This is a genomic window from Corallococcus caeni (assembly GCF_036245865.1).
GTDB classification, from domain to species: Bacteria; Myxococcota; Myxococcia; order Myxococcales; family Myxococcaceae; genus Corallococcus; species Corallococcus caeni.
Genome location: NZ_BTTW01000001.1, coordinates 38,176 through 58,917, shown reverse-complemented (window position 1 = coordinate 58,917; position 20,742 = coordinate 38,176). Strand labels below are relative to the sequence as shown.

19 protein-coding genes are annotated in these 20,742 nt (G+C 69.4%); 9 read left to right on the top strand and 10 right to left on the bottom strand.

Features of this window, described 5'->3' with window-relative positions; translation table 11 throughout:
- Window positions 1-483 (bottom strand): hypothetical protein, encoded by a 483-nt coding sequence (locus AABA78_RS00275; protein ID WP_171413496.1) that lies wholly within the window; start codon window positions 481-483, stop codon window positions 1-3.
- Window positions 484-618: 135 nt separating this feature from the next.
- Between AABA78_RS00275 and AABA78_RS00270 the strand changes: the two genes are divergently transcribed.
- The 5 genes from AABA78_RS00270 (at window position 619) to AABA78_RS00250 (ending at window position 6,123) form a co-directional block, all read left to right on the top strand.
- Window positions 619-1,134: a multiheme c-type cytochrome gene (locus AABA78_RS00270; RefSeq protein WP_120525928.1), complete on the top strand. Its 516-nt coding sequence runs from the start codon at window positions 619-621 to the stop codon at window positions 1,132-1,134.
- Window positions 1,135-1,145: 11 nt separating this feature from the next.
- Window positions 1,146-1,766: a ribosome biogenesis GTP-binding protein YihA/YsxC gene (yihA, locus tag AABA78_RS00265; RefSeq protein ID WP_171413497.1), complete on the top strand. Its 621-nt coding sequence runs from the start codon at window positions 1,146-1,148 to the stop codon at window positions 1,764-1,766.
- Window positions 1,767-1,805: 39 nt separating this feature from the next.
- Window positions 1,806-3,467 carry a DUF6178 family protein gene (locus AABA78_RS00260; RefSeq protein ID WP_338261057.1) on the top strand — a complete coding sequence of 554 codons (1,662 nt, stop codon included), beginning with the start codon at window positions 1,806-1,808 and terminating at the stop codon, window positions 3,465-3,467.
- Window positions 3,468-3,695: 228 nt separating this feature from the next.
- The gene (locus tag AABA78_RS00255) at window positions 3,696-4,979 is read left to right on the top strand and encodes an O-antigen ligase family protein (RefSeq protein ID WP_338261056.1); all 1,284 of its coding nucleotides are present in this window, start codon (window positions 3,696-3,698) and stop codon (window positions 4,977-4,979) included.
- Window positions 4,969-6,123: a glycosyltransferase gene (locus AABA78_RS00250; RefSeq protein WP_338261055.1), complete on the top strand. Its 1,155-nt coding sequence runs from the start codon at window positions 4,969-4,971 to the stop codon at window positions 6,121-6,123. Before AABA78_RS00255 ends, AABA78_RS00250 begins: the two co-directional genes overlap by 11 nt.
- A 564-nt stretch (window positions 6,124-6,687) precedes the next feature.
- Here the strand turns inward: AABA78_RS00250 and AABA78_RS00245 are convergent.
- The 3 genes from AABA78_RS00245 to AABA78_RS00235 all read right to left on the bottom strand — a co-directional run bounded on the left by AABA78_RS00245 (window position 6,688) and on the right by AABA78_RS00235 (window position 11,490).
- Window positions 6,688-7,650 carry an ornithine cyclodeaminase family protein gene (locus tag AABA78_RS00245; protein ID WP_338261054.1) on the bottom strand — a complete coding sequence of 321 codons (963 nt, stop codon included), beginning with the start codon at window positions 7,648-7,650 and terminating at the stop codon, window positions 6,688-6,690.
- 109 nt (window positions 7,651-7,759) lie between these two features.
- Window positions 7,760-9,157: a DUF1552 domain-containing protein gene (locus AABA78_RS00240; protein WP_338261052.1), complete on the bottom strand. Its 1,398-nt coding sequence runs from the start codon at window positions 9,155-9,157 to the stop codon at window positions 7,760-7,762.
- 5 nt (window positions 9,158-9,162) lie between these two features.
- Complete coding sequence (locus AABA78_RS00235; protein WP_338261050.1) at window positions 9,163-11,490, bottom strand: DUF1588 domain-containing protein; 2,328 nt, start codon at window positions 11,488-11,490, stop codon at window positions 9,163-9,165.
- 287 nt (window positions 11,491-11,777) lie between these two features.
- On the opposite strand from AABA78_RS00235, the gene AABA78_RS00230 reads away from it, so the two are divergent.
- Window positions 11,778-12,218: a hypothetical protein gene (locus AABA78_RS00230; RefSeq protein WP_338261047.1), complete on the top strand. Its 441-nt coding sequence runs from the start codon at window positions 11,778-11,780 to the stop codon at window positions 12,216-12,218.
- Window positions 12,219-12,365: 147 nt separating this feature from the next.
- Window positions 12,366-12,809, top strand: a complete 444-nt coding sequence (locus AABA78_RS00225) for a hypothetical protein (RefSeq protein ID WP_338261045.1) — start codon at window positions 12,366-12,368, stop codon at window positions 12,807-12,809.
- Here AABA78_RS00225 and AABA78_RS00220 read toward each other — a convergent pair whose 3' ends face one another.
- From AABA78_RS00220 to AABA78_RS00195, 6 genes are all read right to left on the bottom strand, one after another.
- Window positions 12,810-13,070, bottom strand: a complete 261-nt coding sequence (locus AABA78_RS00220; protein ID WP_338262353.1) for an RCC1 domain-containing protein — start codon at window positions 13,068-13,070, stop codon at window positions 12,810-12,812. It lies immediately after the preceding gene.
- A 273-nt stretch (window positions 13,071-13,343) separates the two neighbouring features.
- Window positions 13,344-14,948 (bottom strand): hypothetical protein, encoded by a 1,605-nt coding sequence (locus AABA78_RS00215; RefSeq protein WP_338261044.1) that lies wholly within the window; start codon window positions 14,946-14,948, stop codon window positions 13,344-13,346.
- 142 nt (window positions 14,949-15,090) lie between these two features.
- Entirely contained in the window at window positions 15,091-16,188 is a 1,098-nt protein-coding gene (locus tag AABA78_RS00210; RefSeq protein ID WP_338261043.1) for a quinone-dependent dihydroorotate dehydrogenase, read from the bottom strand.
- Window position 16,189: 1 nt separating this feature from the next.
- On the bottom strand, window positions 16,190-17,182 hold the full coding sequence (add, locus tag AABA78_RS00205) for an adenosine deaminase (protein WP_338261041.1): 993 nt from the start codon (window positions 17,180-17,182) through the stop codon (window positions 16,190-16,192).
- Between the two features lie 36 nt (window positions 17,183-17,218).
- Entirely contained in the window at window positions 17,219-17,923 is a 705-nt protein-coding gene (locus AABA78_RS00200) for a Smr/MutS family protein (RefSeq protein ID WP_338261039.1), read from the bottom strand.
- A gap of 24 nt (window positions 17,924-17,947) precedes the next feature.
- A complete protein-coding gene (locus AABA78_RS00195; RefSeq protein ID WP_338261038.1) occupies window positions 17,948-18,745 on the bottom strand; it encodes a TerB family tellurite resistance protein in 798 nt (265 codons plus the stop codon).
- A 90-nt stretch (window positions 18,746-18,835) separates the two neighbouring features.
- On the opposite strand from AABA78_RS00195, the gene folD reads away from it, so the two are divergent.
- Complete coding sequence (gene folD, locus AABA78_RS00190; RefSeq protein ID WP_120525852.1) at window positions 18,836-19,687, top strand: bifunctional methylenetetrahydrofolate dehydrogenase/methenyltetrahydrofolate cyclohydrolase FolD; 852 nt, start codon at window positions 18,836-18,838, stop codon at window positions 19,685-19,687.
- A gap of 249 nt (window positions 19,688-19,936) precedes the next feature.
- A protein-coding gene (locus AABA78_RS00185) for an IS5 family transposase (protein WP_338261036.1) occupies window positions 19,937-20,742 on the top strand; the annotation gives its coding sequence in 2 pieces (ribosomal slippage) (window positions 19,937-20,282 and window positions 20,282-20,742; 807 coding nt in all).

Here is a 20,742-nt window from a genome sequence, read left to right as displayed (position 1 = left end):
CTACTTCGCGGCCTTGGGCGTGGTGAAGACGAAGGACTGCACCGTCTTGCCGTCCTCGTTGAAGAAGATGGCCACGCCCAGCTTCACGTAGAGGAAGTAGGTGCGGAAGTCGTCCGTGAGCTTGCGCAGGTAGCAGGGCGTGGCGGGCATGGCGCCGGCCGGGCACGCGGGGCCGTAGCTGTTCTCGATGGTGTCCTTCTCGATGACGGGCGCGGGGAACACGTCGATGCGCTCCACCTGCTGGGTGGCCGGGTCCACCTTGAACTGGGCCTGGGTGGTGCCCTTGATCGCCTCCTTGGCGAAGTAGGCCAGGATCTCCTTGCCGTCTTGGCTCATGGTCCGGGACGGCTCCCCGAACTTCTTCACTACGTCCTCCTTCTTGGAGGACCCGGGCTCGATGCCCTGCCACGGCTTGGCGGAAGCAGGCAGGGAGACGGCAAGGACGGCAACGGCGAACAGGACGGCAATCACGGGGGTCCGCATCTCGACTCCTCCCTAGCGGATCAGGCAGGCACGCCTCAAGGTCCGTTACCTCAAGCCACGCACCTGTCCACCCGGTATTCAATCACGAACGAGACGCCTTGCCCCCTCCAGGGGCCTCTGCTACGTGCTCAAGGCATGTCTTCTCGTGCCTTCCGGGTCTTTTCCGCCCTCCTGCTCGCCGTGTGTGGTGGCCTCGCTGGCGCCGCGGACTTCACGGGTCCCGACAGCTGCAAGGGCTGCCACCCGGAGGCGTACGACGCGTGGATGAAGTCCAAGCACGCCCGTGCGACGGAGACGCTGGCGGAGGGGCAGAAGAAGGACGCGCGCTGCCTGTCCTGCCACGCGCCGGACCAGGCGGAGCAGCAGCTGTCGGCCGTCACCTGTGAGACGTGCCACGGCGGCGGGCAGTACTACTCTCCGTCCTACGTGATGAAGGACCCGGAGCTGGCGCGGCTGGTGGGGCTGGTGGACCCGTCGGAGAAGCAGTGCCGCACCTGCCATGACGCGTCCTCGCCGTCCCTGCGTCCGTTCGATTTCAAGGAAGCGCTGAAGGCCATCGACCACTGGTCCGCTGAACGTGCCCGCAAGCAGACCCGCGCGGACGCGACCCCTGCCCCCACGACGCCGGCTCCCGCCACGGCGAAGAAGTAAGTGACCCCCGCTTGATCAAGATCATCGACGCCCGCTTCGTCACCACCGCCGTGGAGCTCAAGGGACTGCCCACGGACCACGCCGCGGAGGTGGCCTTCGTCGGCCGCTCCAACGTCGGCAAGTCGTCCATGATCAACGCCCTGACGAACCGGCGGAAGCTGGTGCGCGTGTCCAACACGCCGGGGCGCACCCGCACGCTCAACTTCTTCGACGTGGACCTGGACCGCGACGGCGTGCGCCACACGGTGCGCCTGGCGGACCTGCCCGGCTACGGCTTCGCCAAGGCGAGCAAGGCGGACAAGGCCCAGTGGCAGGAGATGATCACCACCTACCTCAAGAACCGGCACCGGTTGGAGGTGGTGGTGAGCATCATCGACGCGGAGGTGGGCCCCACGCCGGAGGACCTGCAGACGCTGGACTACCTCCAGGAGCACAACCGCCGCATCCTCGTCGTGGCCACCAAGGTGGACCGGCTGACGAAGGCGCAGCGCAAGCCCCGGTTGCAGAAGCTGGCGGAGCAGTTGGAGCTGCCCCGCGAGGCGGTCATCCCGTTCTCCTCCACGGAGAAGCTGGGCGTGGAGGAGGTGTGGGGCACGCTGCTGGACACCTTCGGCAAGGCCACCCGCGTCTGAGGCTGCCGGGGCCGGGCGCGCTGTGGTAGCACCCCCGGCGTGTCCCAGAACGGCAAGACGAATGGTGGTGGTTCGCCCCTCGCGCCCCGCGAGGAGCGTCAGCGGTTGATGCGCCTGTCCCCGCGCCAGCGGGTGGCGGCGCTCTTCGACGCGGAGGACACGGCGGCGCTGGTGCGCTCGCTGCCGGCGGAGGACCTCTACGTCACCATCCAGGAGGTGGGGCTGGCGGACACGACGGAGCTCGTGCAGCTGGCGTCCCCCGCGCAGTTCCGCACCTTCGTGGACCTGGGCGGCTGGGCGAAGGACAAGCTGGACCCGCACGCGGTGCTCACCTGGCTGCGCGCCGCGCGCGGGGACGAGCCGGAGGACTTCCTTCGCAAGGTGCACGCGGTGGACCTGGAGGTGGTGGAGACGCTCCTCAAGGAGTTCACCGTCGTCCACGACCTGGAGGAGAACCCGGACGTCAACCCGCAGGGGATGACGCTGGAGACCCCGGAGGGCCGCTACCTGGTGGAGCTGAAGGTGGAGGGCGTGGAGATGTCCGCCATGCGCGCGCTCCTCAACGACCTCATCGCGCAGAACCCCTTCGAAGCGGTGCGCCTCTTCGAGGCCGTGCGCTGGGAGATCCCCTCCGAGCTGGAGGAGACCGCGTTCCAGTTCCGCCGCGCGCGCCTCGCCGACCTGGGCTTCCCCTCGCTGGAGGACGCCCTGTCCCTCTTCAGCCGCGTGGACGTGCCGCCGCGCCCCACGTCTTCCGGGACGCCCGCGCTCACCGCCACGGGCGGCCACGTGGACTACCTGGAGGCGGCCTTCCGGGACCTGTCCGACGTGGAGCGGATGAACGCGGAGGACGAGCTGCGGGAGGTGGCCAACGCCGTGCTCGTCGCGGAGCTGGGCGACCCGGGCGACCTGGACGCCGTGCGCCGCGTGGGGGAATGGGTGCGCGACTACCTGTCGTTGGGCCTGGAGCACTTGACGGGTGCCGCCCCCGCGAAGGCGCCAGAGGTGCTGCGCGACACGCCCCTGCGCCGCGTCTTCCAGGTGGGCTTCACGCTGACGCTCCAGCTCAAGTACCGCGCGGACCGCCTCTTCAAGGTGCCCTTCGTGAAGCTGGACGACGTGCCGCTGGTGCTCCCGGAGGAGGCCGCCGCGCTGGAGGCCCTCCGCCGCAAGCGCCCCCGCAGGGCGCTGCGCGTCCCCGGCGCGGAGGCCGTGCCGTTCCGCTCCCTGCGCGAGGTGGCCGGTTCGGAGGCGCTGCTCGCGCGCGCGGAGGGCCAGGTGGCGGCGCTGGGCGCGCTCCTGGGCGGTACGGAGGACGCGGCGCGCACCGTGCTGGCGCGCTTCGGCGTGTCGCTGGACGTGCTGGGCGTGGAGCGGCTGTGGGCGGCCGGCGTCTCCATGGCCGTGCTGGAGGAGCGCGTGGACGTGCGGCCCGTGCCGCTGGGGCGCACCGCGGAGCTGGGGCAGCGCCTCTTCGAGGGCACCCCGGAGTCCCCCCGCCTGCGGGCGAGCGCGGCGGAGCGCGCGGTGGCGGCGCTGTCGCCCGCGGTGCCGGAAGCGGCGCGCGAGGAGCTGCGTCGGGTGGTGAACTCCACGCTGGCGCGCCTGCTGTCGGAGCTGGGCCCGGCGTGGCTGCGCGAGGGGCGCCTGGACGTGATCGCCTCCGCGGTCCTACCGATGGAGACCGCACCGGTCCCGTAGCTTTTTCAGCCTTGCTCGGCCCGGCGGTCCGGGGTGATCCCGCAACCGCTTGAAGATACAGGCCTCCCTCGCTGCCATTCCCTGGCACGCGCGCTGCTTTGCCCCTTGCCCGCTAGCTGTTTGCCGTTGGGGTTTGCCACCTGGCAAGCCCCGGACGGACGGGAACCCACGAGGGCCAGGGGCACGCGTGTGACGGGACGAGCGACCGACAGCGAAGGGGTGGGGTACATGGGACCGGGCGCGCAGGAGCAGCGTCGCGACGTACTGTCTTTCTACATGCTCGCGGGGTTCGCGGCGGTGATGTACGCGGTGCCGGGTGAGTGGATCCCCGCGCTGGAGCCGCTGCGGCTCGCGCTGCTGACGTCAGGGCTGGGCGCGGGCCTGATGGTGATGCGCCGCATCGGCAAGGCGGAGCCCATCTTCTTCGACGGCTCGCGGGGCATCGCGCTGCTGGCGTTCTCGTCGCTGGCGTTCTGCTCGGTGGCGTGGAGCGTGAATCCGGAGGTGACGCGCTTCCAGGGCGTGGAGCTGCTGAAGCTCACGGCCATCTACCTGACGCTCGTCAACGTCATCACCAGCCCCAAGCGGCTGGCGGTGGTGTGCGGCGCGATGGTGCTGGGCGCCATCGTGACGTCCATTGGCGTCATCAACTGGTACATCGTCGGCGAGAACATGGTGGAGGGCTTCCGCTCGCGCTGGGTCGGCGTGTACGCGGACCCCAACCACATGGCCATGAACATGGTGCTGGTGGTGCCGCTCGCGGTGGCGTTCCTCGCGCGCAAGAGCACCCCGTGGGTGTTCCGCCTGCTGTGCGCGGTGTCCGCGGTGCTGGCGGTGGTGGCCATCGTGCTGTCGCACTCGCGCGGCGGCTTCATCGGCCTGTCGGTGGCGATGGCCCTGTGGGCCATCCGCGAGAAGCGCCGCATGCAGGCCATCGTGCTGGGCACGGTGTTCGTCGCGGGCCTGGCGGTGTTCGCGCCCAAGAGCTTCTGGCAGCGCAACGAGACGGTGGCGGCGTTCCACGAGGACGCGTCCGCCATGGGCCGTGTGTACGCGTGGCAGGTGGCCAGCCGCATGAGCCTGGACAGGCCGCTGCTGGGCGTGGGCGCGGGCGGCTTCCGCTACGCGTGGTTCCAGTACGCGCCGCCGGAGGCGCACCGCGCCTACGTGGCGCACAACATCTTCCTCGACGTCATCGGGGAGCTCGGGTGGATTGGCCTCCTGTGCTTCCTGGTGTTCTCGGGCGGGGCCGTGGGCGGGGCGGTGGCCGCGTCGGCGGACTCGGAGATGGGGTGGCTGGCCCGGGCGCTGTCCGCGTCGGTGGCGGGCTACCTCATCTGTGACTTGTTCTCTGGGTACATCCTGTCCGCGCACTGCTACGTGCTCTTCGGCCTGGCCGCGAGCGCGCACCGCATCGCGCAGGCACGGGAGCGCGCCCTGGCGGTGGGGAGGCAGCCGGCGGTGAACACCGCGCCGGTGGCCACGTGGGAGGGGTCTGGGCATGCGGCGTGAGGATGCGCGGATGGGGCACGAGCCCCTCCGCCTGGTGGAGTTCACCCGGTCGTTCCACATTGGCGGCACCGAGGTCCAGGTGCTGGAGCTGCTGCGAGGCCTGCCCTCCAGCTACCGGTTGCAGGTGTCGGTGCTGGAGGACCAGGGGCCGCTGATGGACTCGGTCTGGAAGCTGGGCCACGCGCCGGAGGTGTTCTCCCTCAACGGGTCACTCCTCCAGCCCAACACGCTGTTCCAGATCCACCGGATGTCCCGCTGGCTGAAGGCCAACCGCGTGCAACTGGTGCACGTGCACGACTTCTACTCCAGCATCGTCGCGGTGCCGGCCGCGAAGCTCGCGGGCGCGAAGGTCATCGTCGGCCGCCTGGACCTGTCCCACTGGCAGGGCAAGGCCCGCCGCCTGCTGCACGCGCGGATGACGCGCATGGCGGACCACGTCGTCGCCAACGCGGAGGCCATCCGCCAGCTGCTCATCCACGAGGAGGGGCTGCCCGAAGCGCGCATCTCCGTCATCCACAACGGCCTGGACCTCCAGCGCTTCGACGCGCGCGCGGCGGAGGGGCTCAAGGACGCCATTCCGGACACCGGTGGCGCGCCCACGGTCATCCACGTCGCCAACATGAACCACCCCGTGAAGCGGCAGGAGGACCTGCTCCTCGCGCTTGCCATGCTGCGTCATGAGGGGGCGAGGCTGAACGCCTGGCTTGTGGGAGACGGGCCGCGTCGGCCGGCGCTGGAGAAGATGGCGCACGAGCTGGGGGTGGCGGACGGGGTGCGCTTCCTGGGGCACCGCGCTGACGTCCCGGCCCTCTACGGGCAGGCCACCTTCGGCGTCCTGTGCTCCACCGCGGAGGGCATGTCCAACGCGGTGATGGAGGGCATGGCGGCCGGGCTGCCCATGGTGGTGACGCGGGTGGGCGGCAATCCGGACCTCATCACCGACGGCGAGCGCGGCCTGGTGGTGGAGCCGGAGCGGCCCGCCCAACTGGCCCAGGCCTTCCGCCGGCTGCTGACCAACCCCCAGGAGGCCCGGAAGATGGGCAAGGCCGCTCGGGGCTTCGTCGCCCGGGAGCTGTCCCTGGAGAAGATGGTGCGACGGCACGACACGCTGTACCGCCAGGTGGCAGGGCTGCCCCCAGGCTGAAACCCGCCCTCCAGGGCCGGGAAATGTCAGACCGATCCGGAGAATCCACGCCCGTCCTCAAGCAATTGGGGGCGGGCGCGTTCGTAGGAAGGGGGAGGTGCTTTCCCCGGTGGGCTCCGCGTGTGCGCGGGTTATAGATGGGAATAGCACGATTTTCGTGGAGATTGACGGGCAGGGTGTGGTAATGGCGCCTCGGGCGTTGCCGGTGAGCAGGCGCGTGCCCACCCTGGTGATGGCGGATCAGGCGGGTGCAGGAATCACCGCGGGGACGCAGGGGTTTTGATGGAAGCGGACGCCGAGCGCGGGGCCCGAGACACGGGACGCGGGGCGGACGGCAGGAAACATGAAGGTGGCGTGGGGCCAGGCTTTCGAGCCGCTTCACATCCGCCCGCGACTTTACGAGGCCCTGCCAGTTGGCACGCGGCCCGGGGCGCTCGCCGGTAAAACTCCAAGGTGCCGGCGAGCGCTCTCTTTTTTGCCTCACAGCTACAGCTGCACACCCGGGCGTCCTGACGGGTCCTCCCTGCGCGGAGGACGCACCGGGTGGGGGACGGCCTGGGGCGCTTAGGCGTCCTCGACCAGGTCGAACTTCTGGCCGACGCCCCGGGCGAGCGCGACGTCGTAGAGCGCGCGGGCCAGGGCGACGTCCTGCACGGCGAGGCCGGTGGAGTCGAAGACGGTGATCTCGGTGCCGGTGCGGCCGGGCTTGCGGCCGGCGACGACCTCACCCAGGGTACCGGCGAGCTGTTCCGCCTGGATCAGCCCGTCGTGCAGCGGCACGTTGACCTCGCCGGAGTGGAGGGCCTGCTCCGCGTCGTCGATGAAGACGCGCCCTTCGACGAGCAGGCGCGGATCCAGCTCCTGCTTGCCGGGGGCGTCCGCGCCCATGGCGTTGATGTGGGCGCCGGCCTGGACCCACTCGCGGCGGACCACTGGGGCGCGCGCGGGCGTGGCGGAGCAGACGATGTCCGCGCCGGAGGCTTCCTGGAGGCTCACCACGCGGCCGCCCTTCTCCTTCTGGAGGGCTTCGGCGGCCTGGGTGGACACGTCCGCCATGAGCAGCTCCAGGTCCCCGAAGAGGGCGCGGTGCGCGTCGATGAGGACTCGCGCCTGCACGCCGCAGCCCACGAGGCCCAGCGTGCGGGGCTTCTTCTTGGCCAGGTACTTGGACGCGATGCCGCCCGCGGCGCCGGTGCGCCATGCCGTCAAGAGCGTGCCGTCCAGGATGGCCAGCGGGGACGCGGTGTCCGGATCGCTGAGGATGTAGACGGCGCGCACCGTGGGCAGGCCGTGCTTGCGCGGGTTGTGGGGATGGGCGTTGACCCACTTCACGCCGGCCGCGCCGTCGAGGAACGCGGGCATGGCGCGGAAGTCGCCGTCGTACTTCGGCAGGGACAGGTACACCTTGGGGGGCATGAGCGCGTCGCCGCGGCCGTGGGCCAGGAAGGCACGTTCGACGGCTTCCAGACCGAGCTCGACGGTGTACAGGCCGCGCAGGTCCTTCGCGCTGAGGAGGAGGGTGGGCATGCGCGCCGCTATACCCAAGAACGCAAGGCCCCCCAAGGACTGTCACGGCCCAAGTGCCCGCCGCAGGCACTTCGCTCGGCGGGCAGGCATGTCTGTGATTGGAGGTCGCTCAGCCGTACAGCTCGCTCAGCGGTCCCGGCGCGATGCGCGTGCTGCCCTCCTGCCCGAAGGTGTTGAAGTCCGCGTCTCCGAACGCGTGGCCGAGCGTGTTGAAGAGGTTGGAGACCTGCCGGTTCCGGGCCGCGTCGTACTTCGGGTACACGACCGTGCGCCCGTCGGTCTTCAGGCCCAGCGCGTTGCCGCCCACCACGAGCTTCGGCCACTCACGCGAGGTGGAGTGGTGCTGCTCGCCGTTGTCGGACATGAAGACGATCGCGGTGTGATCCAGCATCGAGCCGCTCGCGCCGACCTCGGGCGTGGCGGCCAGCGTCCTCGCCAGCTTCGCCACCAGCTGCACGTGGCGGCGGGTGACCTCGGCGACCTTCTCCCAGTTCTGCCCCGCGTCCAGGCCGTGCTGCAGGTTGTGTCGCGCAACGTCGCTCACGTCCGGGCCGTAGGACACGTCGAAGCCCGAGGTGCCCGTCGCCAGCACGACCGTGTTCGTCAGCCCGCCCAGGAGGGACGCCGTGGCGATCTGGAACTGCGCCTCGAACCACTTCAGCGAGTCGGGCGGTGAGCCCGCTCCGGTGAGGAGCGGGTTGTCCTTCGGCGCCAGCGGCAGGTAGGGCCGCACGCGGTCCGCCATGCCTGAGAGCTGCTCCTCCCGCGTGCGCAGCGACTCGAGCGAGGAGACGTAGCGCTCCAGCTTCAGCCGCTCGTTGGAGTTGCCGCTGAACTCCGCCAGCGCCTTGCGCGAGTCGGCCAGCGCGAAGTCGAAGAGCATCTTGCGATCGCGCCCATTCGTCGAGCCGCCGAGCAGCGAGCCGAAGGTGCTGTCGAACGCGAGCGACGGGTTGACGATGATGCCCGCGGGCTTGCGGGGTCCGAGCGCGCAGGTTTCGTACACGATCGACACGCGCGCGGAGCTGGTGCCCAGGCGCAGCACGTCGAACGGTGCACCCCGGCGCAGGCGAGGTGCGATCACCGCGTCGAAGGTCGCGCCCGCGCCGTTCACCGCGCAGCTCAGCCCGCCCGTCCCGCTGGAGTGTCCGCCGCCCGCGATGAGGTTCGAGAGCCCCAGCAGCACGGCGGAGCGGTTCACCAGGTCGATGTTGCCGGAGGACGCCGCCAGCGGCCCGAGGCTGATCGCGCTGGCGAGGTTGTCGCCCTCACGCACCAGCGGCGTGTCCTTGTACGCGTCCCAGAAGATGCGGTCGGAGGTGTTGGCGCTGCCACCCAGCGCAGCGCGGGTGCCCGTGCTCAGGAGGGCGCGGGGGTAGACGCCGTTGCACTCGAGGACCAACACCAGGCGCGCCGGCAACGCGGACGACTGGGCGTAGACGTCGTGGAAGTAGGGCGCGAAGAGGCCGGCGGCCATGCCCTTCAGGACGGTTCGTCGCGAGAACATGGCAGTCACTCTCCAGCCTGCGGCACACGCCGCGTCTTCCAGGTGTCGCTGGTCATCAGCGTGGTCAGCATCTTGGAGAACGAGCCGTTGTTCTGATCATAGGCCTGCTCCATCCGCGTCAGCGTGCAGGCGTCACTCGGGTTCTCCGGGCGTCCCATGAAGTAGCGGAAGGCCTGCCGCACGAAGCAGCGCTTCACGTACGGCGAGGTCGCCAGGCGCTCGCTCAACTCCACCGCGTCGCGCACCGGGCCGTCCAGCGCGGGGTCCGGCATCGACGTGAGCGTCGAGCTTCCGTCCGGCGTGGTCCAGCCTCCGCTGGTCGAGTGATCCTGCGCGCGCAGGAAGCCCGCGTGGTTGTAGATCTCGAAGGGCAGGCCGAGCGGCTCCATCAAACGGTGACAGCCCTGGCACTGCGCTCCGGCGGTCGCCTCCTGCAGGCGGCGGCGCGCGTTCTTGTCGGCGGCGTGAGCGCCGACCTTGGCCGCCACCTGCACGCTGCTGAGCGGCGGGACGAAGCCGCACAGGAGGTTCTCGCGCACCCACTTGCCGCGGTGGACGATGGACGGATCGTCCTCGAAGTTGCCGCCGTGCGCGGCCAGCCACACGGGGTGGGTCAGCACGCCCGCGCGCTCCGTGGCAGGCAGCGTCTTCCAGCGGCCCGCGACGGTCGCCGGGAGGATCTCACTGACGTTGTAGGGGTGCGAGAGGCCCTTGTGCGAGTCGTACGCGGCGTTCTGCATGGAGGGTACGTAGAAGGTGCGCGTGGTGAGCAGGTTCGCCAGCACGTCCCGATCCTCGACCACCACCCGCGCGATCAGATCGTCGAACTGCTGGATGAAGGTCGGCTCCAGCGGATGGAAGTTGGTGAGCAGGTTGTCGTACGAGACCGAGCTGATGTAGCCGAGGCCCTCGAGTTCGAAGCGCGAGGTCGCCGCCGGGGACTCCTTGAACACCGCGGACACGTGCCCGTAGCCGAGCCACTCGCGGAAGAAGCCCGCCACGCCGTCACCCAGCCAGTACTGCCCGCGCTTGGAGCGCTGCTCCTCGTTGTAGTCCTGGACCAGGTCGAAGCGCGGTGTCCCGTTCTGGTTGGCGTCGACACCGCCCAGGTGCTTCTTGATCAGGTCGGTGGCCGTCGCATCCTGCGTGAGCGAGCCATCCTTCGCGGCAAGGGCCACGTCCGCCAGATGCCCCTCGAGGGGCGCGGAGTAGTACGGCCACACGAAGCTCGGCGTGGCCGAGGGCGCGCGCCCTGCCAGCGCGTAGGCCAGCTGCGAGCCCAGCTCGAGGCTGGTCAGCTCCACGCGACCGTCGGCCGGCTTGCCGCCCAGCTCGCGGCGGAACATGGCGCCGGTCATCATCCACGCGGCGTTGGAGATCCGCGTGATGGAGTCCGCGCGGTTCTGTGGGGAGTAGCTCGCTTCCTGCGCGATGACCGCGGTCGCGAAGGCGGTGAGGCGGGTCAGCTCATCCTCGGTGGGCGGGCGGAAGAAGACGCCGAACTCGAGCATCTGGCCAAGGTGGAAGCGCTTGCAGGCGTCGCTCGGGTTCGCGTCGTCGAACATGCACCTGAAGCGGCTGTCGGTGAAGACACGCTCCATCCGGTTGCCGTCCGGGTAGTTCATCGTCCACGGCGCGGCGGCCGCGCCGACCACCGGCAGGAAGAGCTCCACCGTGGCCTCGTCCAGCGTCTCGTCCGAGGCCCAGGAGCTGTACTGTTCGATGGCGCTGGGATCGAGCGGGTTGTCGTAGAAGCTGAACCCGGTCCAGCTGCGCTCGACCGAGCCACCGACGTTGCGGGTGAACTCGCGCCGGTTCATGCGGCGGATGCGCGTCGGCGCATCCGAGCGCACGCCTTCGGTGCAGGTGAAGAGCGCGGACTGATCGAGCAGGTTGGGCTCGGGCACCACGGTCACGGGCGGGCCGTCCGTGCCATTGCAGAGGGGCATCCCCTCCTTGATCCAGGTCTCGAGCGCGGTGCGCTCGGCCGCGCTCGCCCGCTCATGCGGGGCCGGCGGCATCGGGGACGCGTCGTCGCGCATGCGGATGAGCGCGCGCTGCGCGTTGCTGAGCTTCCCATCCATCGCCGAGCTCACCCGCATGTCGTGCAGGGTGCGCAGCGGCATCGTCGCCCCCTGTGTCGGCAGCGCGCCGTGACAGCCGGCGCAGCGATTGGAGAGCACCGACTGCACCACGCACGCGGCGCTCAGGTTGCCCCCGGACCCACCGGGATCCCCGGGGTTGTTGGGGTCTCCGTTGTTGGGGCTTGGCCCGATGTTGCCCTTGCACGCAACGAGGCTCAACAGTCCGGCCAATAGGAGGACGCGGTTCATCCGGCCAGTCTGGCACGGACGGCAGGTGGAGTAGCAAGCGAGCTCCGCAAAACGGGCCCACTCGGGATTGGCTCCCGTCCTGATCAGGCGGCTGCCTGAAGGCGGCGTCGCAGAGGACTTCGACAGGACAGGCGGGCTGGGGCTGTTGGAGATCCGGCCCAAATGGTCGGGCGGGGATAAGGCAGATGACCCGGGCGGGTAGGCCGAGGGCGATGAATACCTCCGGGTCCTCTCAAGACACTGGTTCCCAGGCGCCGAACACGGGCCACCCGACGAGTGACTCCATCGTGCCGGAGCGTCCGCTCCATGCGACGCGCGTGGGCCGCTACGTGATGCTGGCGCGGTTGGGGCAGGGCGGCATGGGCGAGGTCTTCGAGGCCTTCGACCCGGAGCTGCGCCGCACCGTCGCCATCAAGCTGCTGCACGAGCGCCGCCTGCCGGACGAGGAGGAGGACGCCCGCGCGCTGCGGCTGGTGCGCGCCTCGCGCTCCAGCCGCAGCGCGCGAAAGCTGCTGGAGACGTCCGAGCGGGTGCTGGCGCCTCTGGACTGGAACCCGGTGGAGGCGGCGATGACGCACTTCGCGTTGGCGCAGGCGCTCTGGAGCCAACCAGCGGAGCACGCCCGGGCGCTGACGCTGGCGAAGCAGGCCGAGAAAGGCTTTACGCAGGGCGGCAGTATGACGCGGCGCGAGCTGGTGTCGGTGACGCAATGGATTGCAAGTCGATAGCCTTTGCCGTCTTTTGAACGGAACGCTCTTGCTGGCGGGTTCTTGAAAGTCTTGAGCTGGCTTGGAGGGTCACGATTGTCTAACGTGAATCCCTGTCGGACGGCCGGGCGCCATTCCGGTGCCCCCTCGGACAAGGAGTCCCCCATCATGCCTGGAATGTCATTGCTGCGCGTGGTCGCCGGAGTGTGCACGGGTCTGGCGTTGACTGCGTGCGGCGGGCCCATGACGCCCGAGGAGGCTGCGGTCGAGGACGCGGCACTTGCCACGTCGGAGTCCGCGCTGGGATCGTGCGGAACCTGGTCCGAGTGGAGCAACACCGGTTCGCAGTATTGTATGGACAACCGCTCTTGTGGTTCCTATTTGTATTGTGAGGGTGACGAGCTGGCGGGGAATACCCGGTCCATCGCGGGAGGGGGCGGGCCTGAGAACGCCCCTCCGCTGTGCGAGGATGGCACTCCCCCCTATTGGCGCGGCAAGCCGGGCCTGTCCAATCTGCAGTCCAGCTACCGCGTGTGTTTCGACGCGGCCGGCAACTACACGCACACGGAATATCAATACCAGTACGCCTTCGGCGGCACCTGCGGCTGCTGATCAGCTCCACCACCGGGCGGCAGAGGCGATGAGGCTTCCCGCCACGGAGACGGCCAGCCACTTGAGCCATGAGGCTCGTGAAGACGGTTGCGAATCCTCTTCGGAGGCCAGGAACCGCTTCACGGGCTCCGGGAGTGGAGGCGGCTCCTGAGGTGTGCTGCTGGTGCTCCCCGTGCCCAACTGCCCCGACACGTTTTGTCCCCAGGCCCAGACCACGCCATCCTTCCTGAGGAACAAGGAATGGTAGGCGCCCCCAGACACGGCCTGTGGCACCTTCACCGCCGTGAGTTCCTCGGCAGCAGCTCACCACAGCCTGCAGCCGCGACGATGCGGACGGCCAGAATGACCGCCCAATTGCTTTTTACTCGCCTCACGGAGTCCCCCTTCGTGTGATGACACTCTCCCTTCCCGAGACAGCCCCGAGCCATTTCATGAACAGGCGTGCTGGGAATGGAGCGGCGAGTTTCTAGCTGAAGTGGAAACGGATGGAGCCTGCTTCGGGGGCACTGGCTCCGTCACTGAAGGCCGCTTCTGCTACCGGGCCGGATTCCCGGCCGAGCAGGACAACGCGGCCGGCACGGACCACAGCGAGAAGGCCCGGACGGTTGGCATTGCATTGAAGAACACTCGATTGCCCACGCGCTGGAACTCGAGGGGATGCGAACTGCCCGGACCCTCCTGGATGTCCGCGATGGGCTGGGTGCCCGCGAGCGTCCCATCCGTCACCCAGGGCTCGAGCCCGCTCCAGCCCACCCGGTTGACGAAGAGGACGGTGCCGGTGCCGGTGTCGAAGAGGGGCGGTTGGGCGACCTTGGACGTGGAGAGGCCCCCGGCGAGCTCACGGGTTCCCGCCGCCGTTCCATCCGTCACCCAGAGGCTGACCTGCTCGTTCGTCGGTTCCATGCTGGAGATCACCTGGCTGAGGAAGATGCGGTCCCCGGTCCGGATGACGCCCTGGAGCCCCACGCCCGTGGACTCGTCCGCGAACGGATTGTCGAGCACGGCCACCAGCTCCTTGCCACCCCCGGACAACGACAGCCGTCGCAGCTCCTGGTGCTGCTGATCCGCGGAGCGGGTGACCAGGATGGCGTACGGCCCCGCGATGCCCAGGAGCCGGGCCTCCGTGCCGAAGGTGTCCAGTCGCACCGTTCCTGACTCGGTGCCGTCCGTCTTCCAGACCTCGGTGCTGGGGCCCGCGTCGTAGAAGGCGAACACCGCCGTGCCGCCCACGACATGCTGGTTCTCCAGCACCACCGTCGACGAGGCATCCAGCCGCTTCAGCAGCCGCGTCCCTTCGGCCGTGCCGTCCGTGCGCCACAGCGTCGTGCCCGTCGTCGGGTCCTGGACGATGAACAGCACCGCGCCGCTCACCTCCAGTGTGCGCACGACCCGGGACTGGGGGCCGAAGGTCCGCACCTCCACTGTTCCGGCCGCCGTGCCGTCCGTGCGCCACAAGCGGGGGCCCACACCGTCCTGATGGACAAAGAGCACCCGTGCCGAGAACGTGCGCGCGTCGCCGCTGATCATCGTCCCGCTCCCGAAGTCCTGGACCCGGACCGTGCCCGCCTTCGTGCCGTCCGAACGCCACAGCTCCACGTGCCCCGCGCCGCACGGCTCGTGGAGGAAGGTCAGCGCGCCGTCATGCGACTGGAAGCCATACTGGGCCGAGGAGTCATCGCACGCCGAAAGGTCCTTCACCTGGAGCGTTCCGGTCGCGGTGCCGTCGGAGACCCAGAGGGTCAGTCCGTTTGCCGGGTCATACAGCTCGAAGAACAGCCGGGTGCCGACGGCGGTCAGGTTCTGGATGCGCCGCTCCCCCGTGTCCGGCGCGGGGAGCGTCAGCAGGGCGATGGTGCCCGCTGTCGTCCCGTCGCTCTTCCAGAGCGTGGTGCCCCGCTCCAGGTCCACCGCGAAGAAGAGCGTGCCCGCCACGTCCGTCAGCCAGCGGGGACGCGGCTCCTCGTTCAGCCAGCCGCCCGGGACATGGTCGGGAGGAATGACCTGCTTCACCTCCTGCGCTGAACCGGGAGCGCACACCTGGGCCTGGACCTGCGCTGCGGTGGCGGAGTCCTCCGGTTCCACTCCACAGCCCACCAGCCACCCCGTCACCGCCAATCCCAACCATCCCTGCATCCGCATGCCCTGCTCCTTGCCAATACAGCCGCGGGGGCAAGGTGGATGCTCCGGGAGTACGATCGACCTGCCCTGAAGGGCAGGTGGGTGTGCAATTCAAGACATTTTGCGTCTGGTATTGCGCGCCGTGCCACGGGTCGCGGCGGCGCTACACGGGAACGGCGGGCATGCCCGTATGCGCGTCCACGCCAATCACGTCCCGTACGGACGTGAAGCCGTCCCGGGCCAGCAGCGCGCCCAGCTCCGGGAGGATGCGGTCCACCATGCCCGGGCCCTCGTAGATGAAGCCCGTGTACACCTGCACCACGGTGGCTCCCGCGCGCAGCTTCTCGTAGACGTCCTGGGCGGTGAACACGCCGCCCACGCCGATGAGGGGCAGGGTGCCCCGGCTGCGCTGCCAGGCGCGTCGGATGACCGCGTTGGACAGCTCACGCACGGGGGCGCCGGACAGGCCGCCGGCCTCCTTCGCGTGCACGTGCTCGAAGGGGCGGGTGAGTGTGGTGTTGGTGGCGATGAGCCCGGACAGCCCGCGCTCCATCGCCACGTCGACCACTTCATCCACGGCCTCGGGCGTGAGGTCCGGGGCGATCTTCAGGAACAGCGGCGTGCCCGGAGCCACGGCCTCCATCCGCTCGCGCACCGCGAGCAGCAGCGCGGAGAGCTGCTCCGGCTCCTGCAGCTTGCGCAGGCCCGGCGTGTTGGGCGAGGACGCGTTGACGACGACGTAATCCCCCAGCGCCGCGAGCGCGTCCACGCACGCCACGTAGTCGTCCACCGCGCGCTCCAGCGGCGTGTCCTTGTTCTTGCCGATGTTCACGCCCAGCGGGCCGGGCTTCCACGTCCGGCCCTTCAGCCGCTCCGCCGCGGTGGCCGCGCCGTGGTTGTTGAAGCCCATCCGGTTGATGACCGCGCGGTGCTCCGGCAGCCGGAACAGGCGCGGCTTCGGGTTGCCCGGCTGCGGCTTCGGCGTGACGGTGCCGATCTCCACCGCGGAGAAGCCGCAGGCGAACAGCCCGTCCACCGCCTCCGCGTCCTTGTCCAACCCGGCGGCGAGCGCCACCGGGTGCGCGAACTTCAGCCCCGCCAGCTCCACGGACAGGTCCATGGGCGCCAGGCGCAGCGTGTGCTCGCGCATGGCACGGCAGCGGGCGGGCCACCTGCCCAGGGCCGCGAGCCCGGCCATGCCCAGCCGGTGCGCGGGCTCCGGGGGCAGGGTGAACAGCAGTGCGCGAGTGAAGCCGTACATGTCAGGCGGGGATGAAGGACGCCTCGCGCGCCCACGCGAGTGCCTGGTCCACCTGCTCGGTGGAGAGCAGGCCGTTGGACTCGACGATTTCAATCTCCCGCCGCATGTCCGTCTCCAGCAGGTAGGGGCCGTCCGTGTTGATGGTGAACTTCACCTTGCGGTCCCAGAACGTCCGCATGATGTGCTCCAGCTCCTTCAGGTCCGCCACCGCCTTGGTGTGGATGTTGGACGTGGGGCACAGCTCCAGCGTGATGTTGTTCTCACGCAGGACCTTCATCGCGGACTCGTCGTACGCGGCGCGGATGCCGTGGCCGATGCGGTGGGGCTTGAGCTTCTCCACCGCCGCCATCAGGCCCTCCGCGCCCGTGCCGGCCGTCTCGCCGGTGTGCACGGTGCACTTGAGGCCGCCCTTGCGCGCGCGGGCGTAGAGGTCCTCGTACTGCGCCAGCGAGGGCTTGTGCTCCATCGCGTCGCGCTCCGTGCCGGCCAGGTCGATGCCGTACACGCCGCGCGAGCGGTACTTGATGGCCTTCTCCACGATGATGCTGTTGAGCTTGTGGTCGAACTCGCGGGCCAGGCAGAAGATGAAGCCCACCTTCACGCCGTACTCCAGCACCGCGCGGTCCATGCCCCGCAGCGCCGCGTGGATGATGTGGTCCAGGTCCAGCTCGCTGGAGAGGTTGCGCTTCATGGGGTTGAAGCGCAGCTCAATCTGCGTGACGCGGCTGCCCCGGTACTCCTTGCCAATCACCTCGTAGACCGAGCGCTCGATGGCGCTGGGAGAGGATTGGATCTTCTCCGTCCAGGTGTGGAGGATCTTCAGGTAGTCGTCGAGGCTGCCCACCTTGCCCGGACGGGAGGTGATGAGCTCGACGAAGTCGAAGTAGTTCTTGACGGGGAGCTTGAAGCCCTGCTGGTGGGCAATGGACCACAGGATGTGCGGGGCCACCGCGCCACCCACGTGGATATGGAGGTCAATGAGGTCGCGAACCATGGCGGCATGTATGCACAGCCACGGCCACGCGTAAAGCTATCGGCGCAGGAGCACGTAGACCGCGCCGGCCCCGCCGTCCTGCGGGCGTGCGGTGGCGAACGCCAGGACCATCCGCTCCAGCCGCTTCTGCGACAGCAGGTCGCGCACCGCGTCCTTGAGCACCGGGATCTGGTCCTTGGAATTCAAACCGCGTCCGTGGACGATGAGCACGCAGCGGCGCTTGGCCCGGCGGCTGTCGGACAGGAAGCGCTCCACGGCGGCCTGGGCCTCCTTCTGCGTCTTGCCGTGAAGGTCCAGCCGGTCCTGCACGGAGAAGTCGCCCCGGCGCAGCGAACGCAGCAGGTTGGGGTCGGTGCCGGGGGAGGCGCCCTCGAAGGACTCGTCCGAGCCGGTGAAGGACAGCGGCCCGTCCACCGCGACCAGGTCCGACAGCTGCGCCAGCGCCTCCGCGTTGTCGTCGATGAGCTCCGGCAGGCGCGGGTTCACCTTCGGGGCTTCACCGCGATTGGTGATCTGCTGCACGCCGTCCATGGCGGAGAAGAAGAGGCCCACGTCGTCGTCTTCCGGGCGGGCCTTGGGGGCCTTCGCCGGCTTCTGCACGGCGGCCTTCTTCTTGGCGACCTCCGCGGCGGCGGCGGCCTGCTTCTCCTGCTTCTCCTGGTCCTGGAGCGTCTTGATGGCGGACTTGAACGGGTTGTTCTGGAACTCCGCTTCCTTCTTCTTCGGGGGACGCTGGCTCATGGGATTCCTGTCTTCTAACCCGGGCTACAGGCCGCGCAGCCGCCGGATTTCCTCGTAGGCGTCGCGGACGGCCTGGAACTGACGGGCGGCCCGCTCGGCGGCCCGGGGGCCCAGGTGGCTGGCCTTGTCCGGGTGGTGCTGGGCGGCGAGCTTCCGGTAGGCGCTCTTCACCTCCGCGTCGGTGGCGTCCGGCGGCAGGCCCAGGGTGGCGTAGTGGGCGGTCGCGTCGCCCAGGTGCTGTTCGGCCAGGGCCTGGGCCTTGGCGTCCGGGACGTCCAGGCCCTCGGCCATGCGCTTCAGGGCCTCGCGTTCGGATCGCTGGAGGGGGCCGTCCGCGAGCGCCATCTCATAGAGCGCGTCCAGCAGGCGGAGCCGTTCGCCTGAAGGCAGGGAGTCCAGGCAGGACGCGAGGGCGGCGGGGGCGTCCAGGGTGGCGGGGTGGGAGAGGAAGTCCTTGAGGTGGCGGCGCACGGCCTGGACGGTGTGGGAGTCGGCGTGGAGGACATCCTCGAAGTAGCGGCGGACCTCGCGGACCTCCTCGCGGCGCATCTCGCCGTCGGCGCGGGCCACGTCCACGAAGAGGGCGGTGAGGTCGCGGTCGAGCGGGTCCTCGTCCGGGGCCTGGACGATGGGGAACTCGCCCGGGCCCTGGGAGAGGGGGGCCTGCCTGGGAGGCGGTTCGAAGGTGGCGGGGAAGTCGCTGAAGAGTTCGGGGAAGTCGGGGGGCGCGGCGTGCTGTTCGTCGAAGTAGTGGCCCAGGCCCGTGCCCACGATGAGCCCGAGCACGATGGCCCAGGGCCCGCCGAGGAGGAGGCCGGCCATGAGACCCAACATCGCCCCGAGAACTTTTCCCGCACCCATGCCGTCGCTTCGCTCCCTTGCGCCGGGCAAGTCTTGCATAAGGTGGGTCTCATGACGGCTCAGTTGATTGACGGCAAGGCAGTGGCGGCGCGCGTGCGTGCGGAGATCAAGGAGGAGGTGGCGCGCCTGAAGGCGGAGCGCGGCATCACCCCGGGACTCGCCGTGGTGCGCGTGGGTGAGGACCCGGCTTCCAAGATCTACGTGACGGGGAAGAAGAAGGCCGCCGAGGAGGTGGGCTTCAACTCCTGGGAGCACCACCCGGACGAGACCATCACCCAGCAGGAGCTCCTGGCGCTGGTGCATCGGCTGAACGAGGACCCGGCGGTGCACGGCATCCTGGTGCAGCTGCCCCTGCCCAAGCACATCGATGCGGACGCCATCATCTCCGCGGTGAAGCCGGAGAAGGACGCGGACGGCTTCCACCCGATGAACGCGGGAAATCTGCTGCTGGGGAGGCCGGCGACGCGGGCGTGCACGCCCTACGGCGTGATGCGGCTCCTGGAGGAGGTCGGCTGCAATCCGGCGGGCAAGCGCGCGGTGGTGGTGGGCCGCAGCAACATCGTGGGCAAGCCGCAGGCGCTGATGCTGCTCCAGAAGGACGCGACGGTGACGGTGTGCCATCGCAAGAGCGACCTGCCGGCGGAGGTGGCCCAGGCGGACATCCTGGTGGTGGCGGTGGGCGTGCCGGAACTGGTGAAGGGCGCGTGGATCAAGCCCGGCGCGGTGGTGATTGACGTGGGCATGAACCGCAAGGCGGACGGCAAGCTGGTGGGCGACGTGGAGTTCGCCGCGGCGGCGGAGCGCGCGTCGTTCATCACGCCGGTGCCGGGTGGCGTGGGCCCGATGACGATTGCGATGTTGATGAAGAACACGCTGGAGGCGGCACAGCGCGCTGGGAAGTGACGGTTGCCTTTGCGTCGAGTCTATTGACCGGTGCGGGCGCTATCTCTAGTCGTGGAGCGTAAGCTGGCTCGGCTGAGCCAGCTGCGCTCGACTTTGAGGCCGAGATTAATGCGGAGGCGACGGCAACTTGGTTTTCAAGTCCATGGCTGCGTCATGCTCATGTGTCACCTCTTTCCTGGCGCTAACAGCACCTAACGAAAGTCAGGGCTGGAGTGGCCGAGCGCAAGGGGCGTCCCCAGGTTGAGGGGCATGGTCCGCGAACTCGTCCCCGACGCCTTCTGGCAGCGCGTGGCTCCCTTGCTGCCGCCGGCCCAGCCCAAGAAGAAGCTGGGCCGTCCTCGGGCGGATGACCGCGCGGCGCTGGAAGCCATCGTCTTCGTGCTCCGAAGCGGCATCCCATGGGAGATGCTGCCTCGCAAGCAGTTCGGCCTGTCGGGCATGACGGCCTGGCGCAGGCTGGAGGAATGGACCCGGGCTGGCGTGTGGGAACAGCTCCAGGCGCGATTGCTGGATGAACTGGGCCTGCGCGGCAAGGTGGACTTCTCCCGCGCCGCTATCGACTCCTCGTCCGTCCGGGCGTCAAAAAGGGGGCCCTCACGGGCCCAAGCCCGACGGATAGAGCGAAGGCGGGTAGCAAGCATCATCTTCTCGTAGAGGCCCACGGCCTGCCGCTGACCGAATCGGTGACAGCCGCCAACGTCCACGACACGCACGAACTTTTCCCGCTCGTCGACTCCGTGCCCGCGGTGCGGATGCCTTCGGGGCAGCGCCGCTTTCGCCCGGGAAAACTCCACGCCGATAAGGCCTACGCCTCCAGGAAGAACCGGAGCGGGCTTCGTCTACGCAGCATTGCCGCCCGCATCGCGCGTCCCGGTGTTGAGTCCAAGGAAAGGCTCGGACGCTACCGATGGGTCGTGGAGCGCACGCTGGCCTGGAAGAACCAGCTGCGCCGCCTTCGCGTCCGCGACGAGCGCAGGGACGACGTCCACTTCGGACTCCTCGTCCTCGGTTGCTGCGTCATGCTCCTGCGCCGCCTCTGCCCTCACATTTGTTAG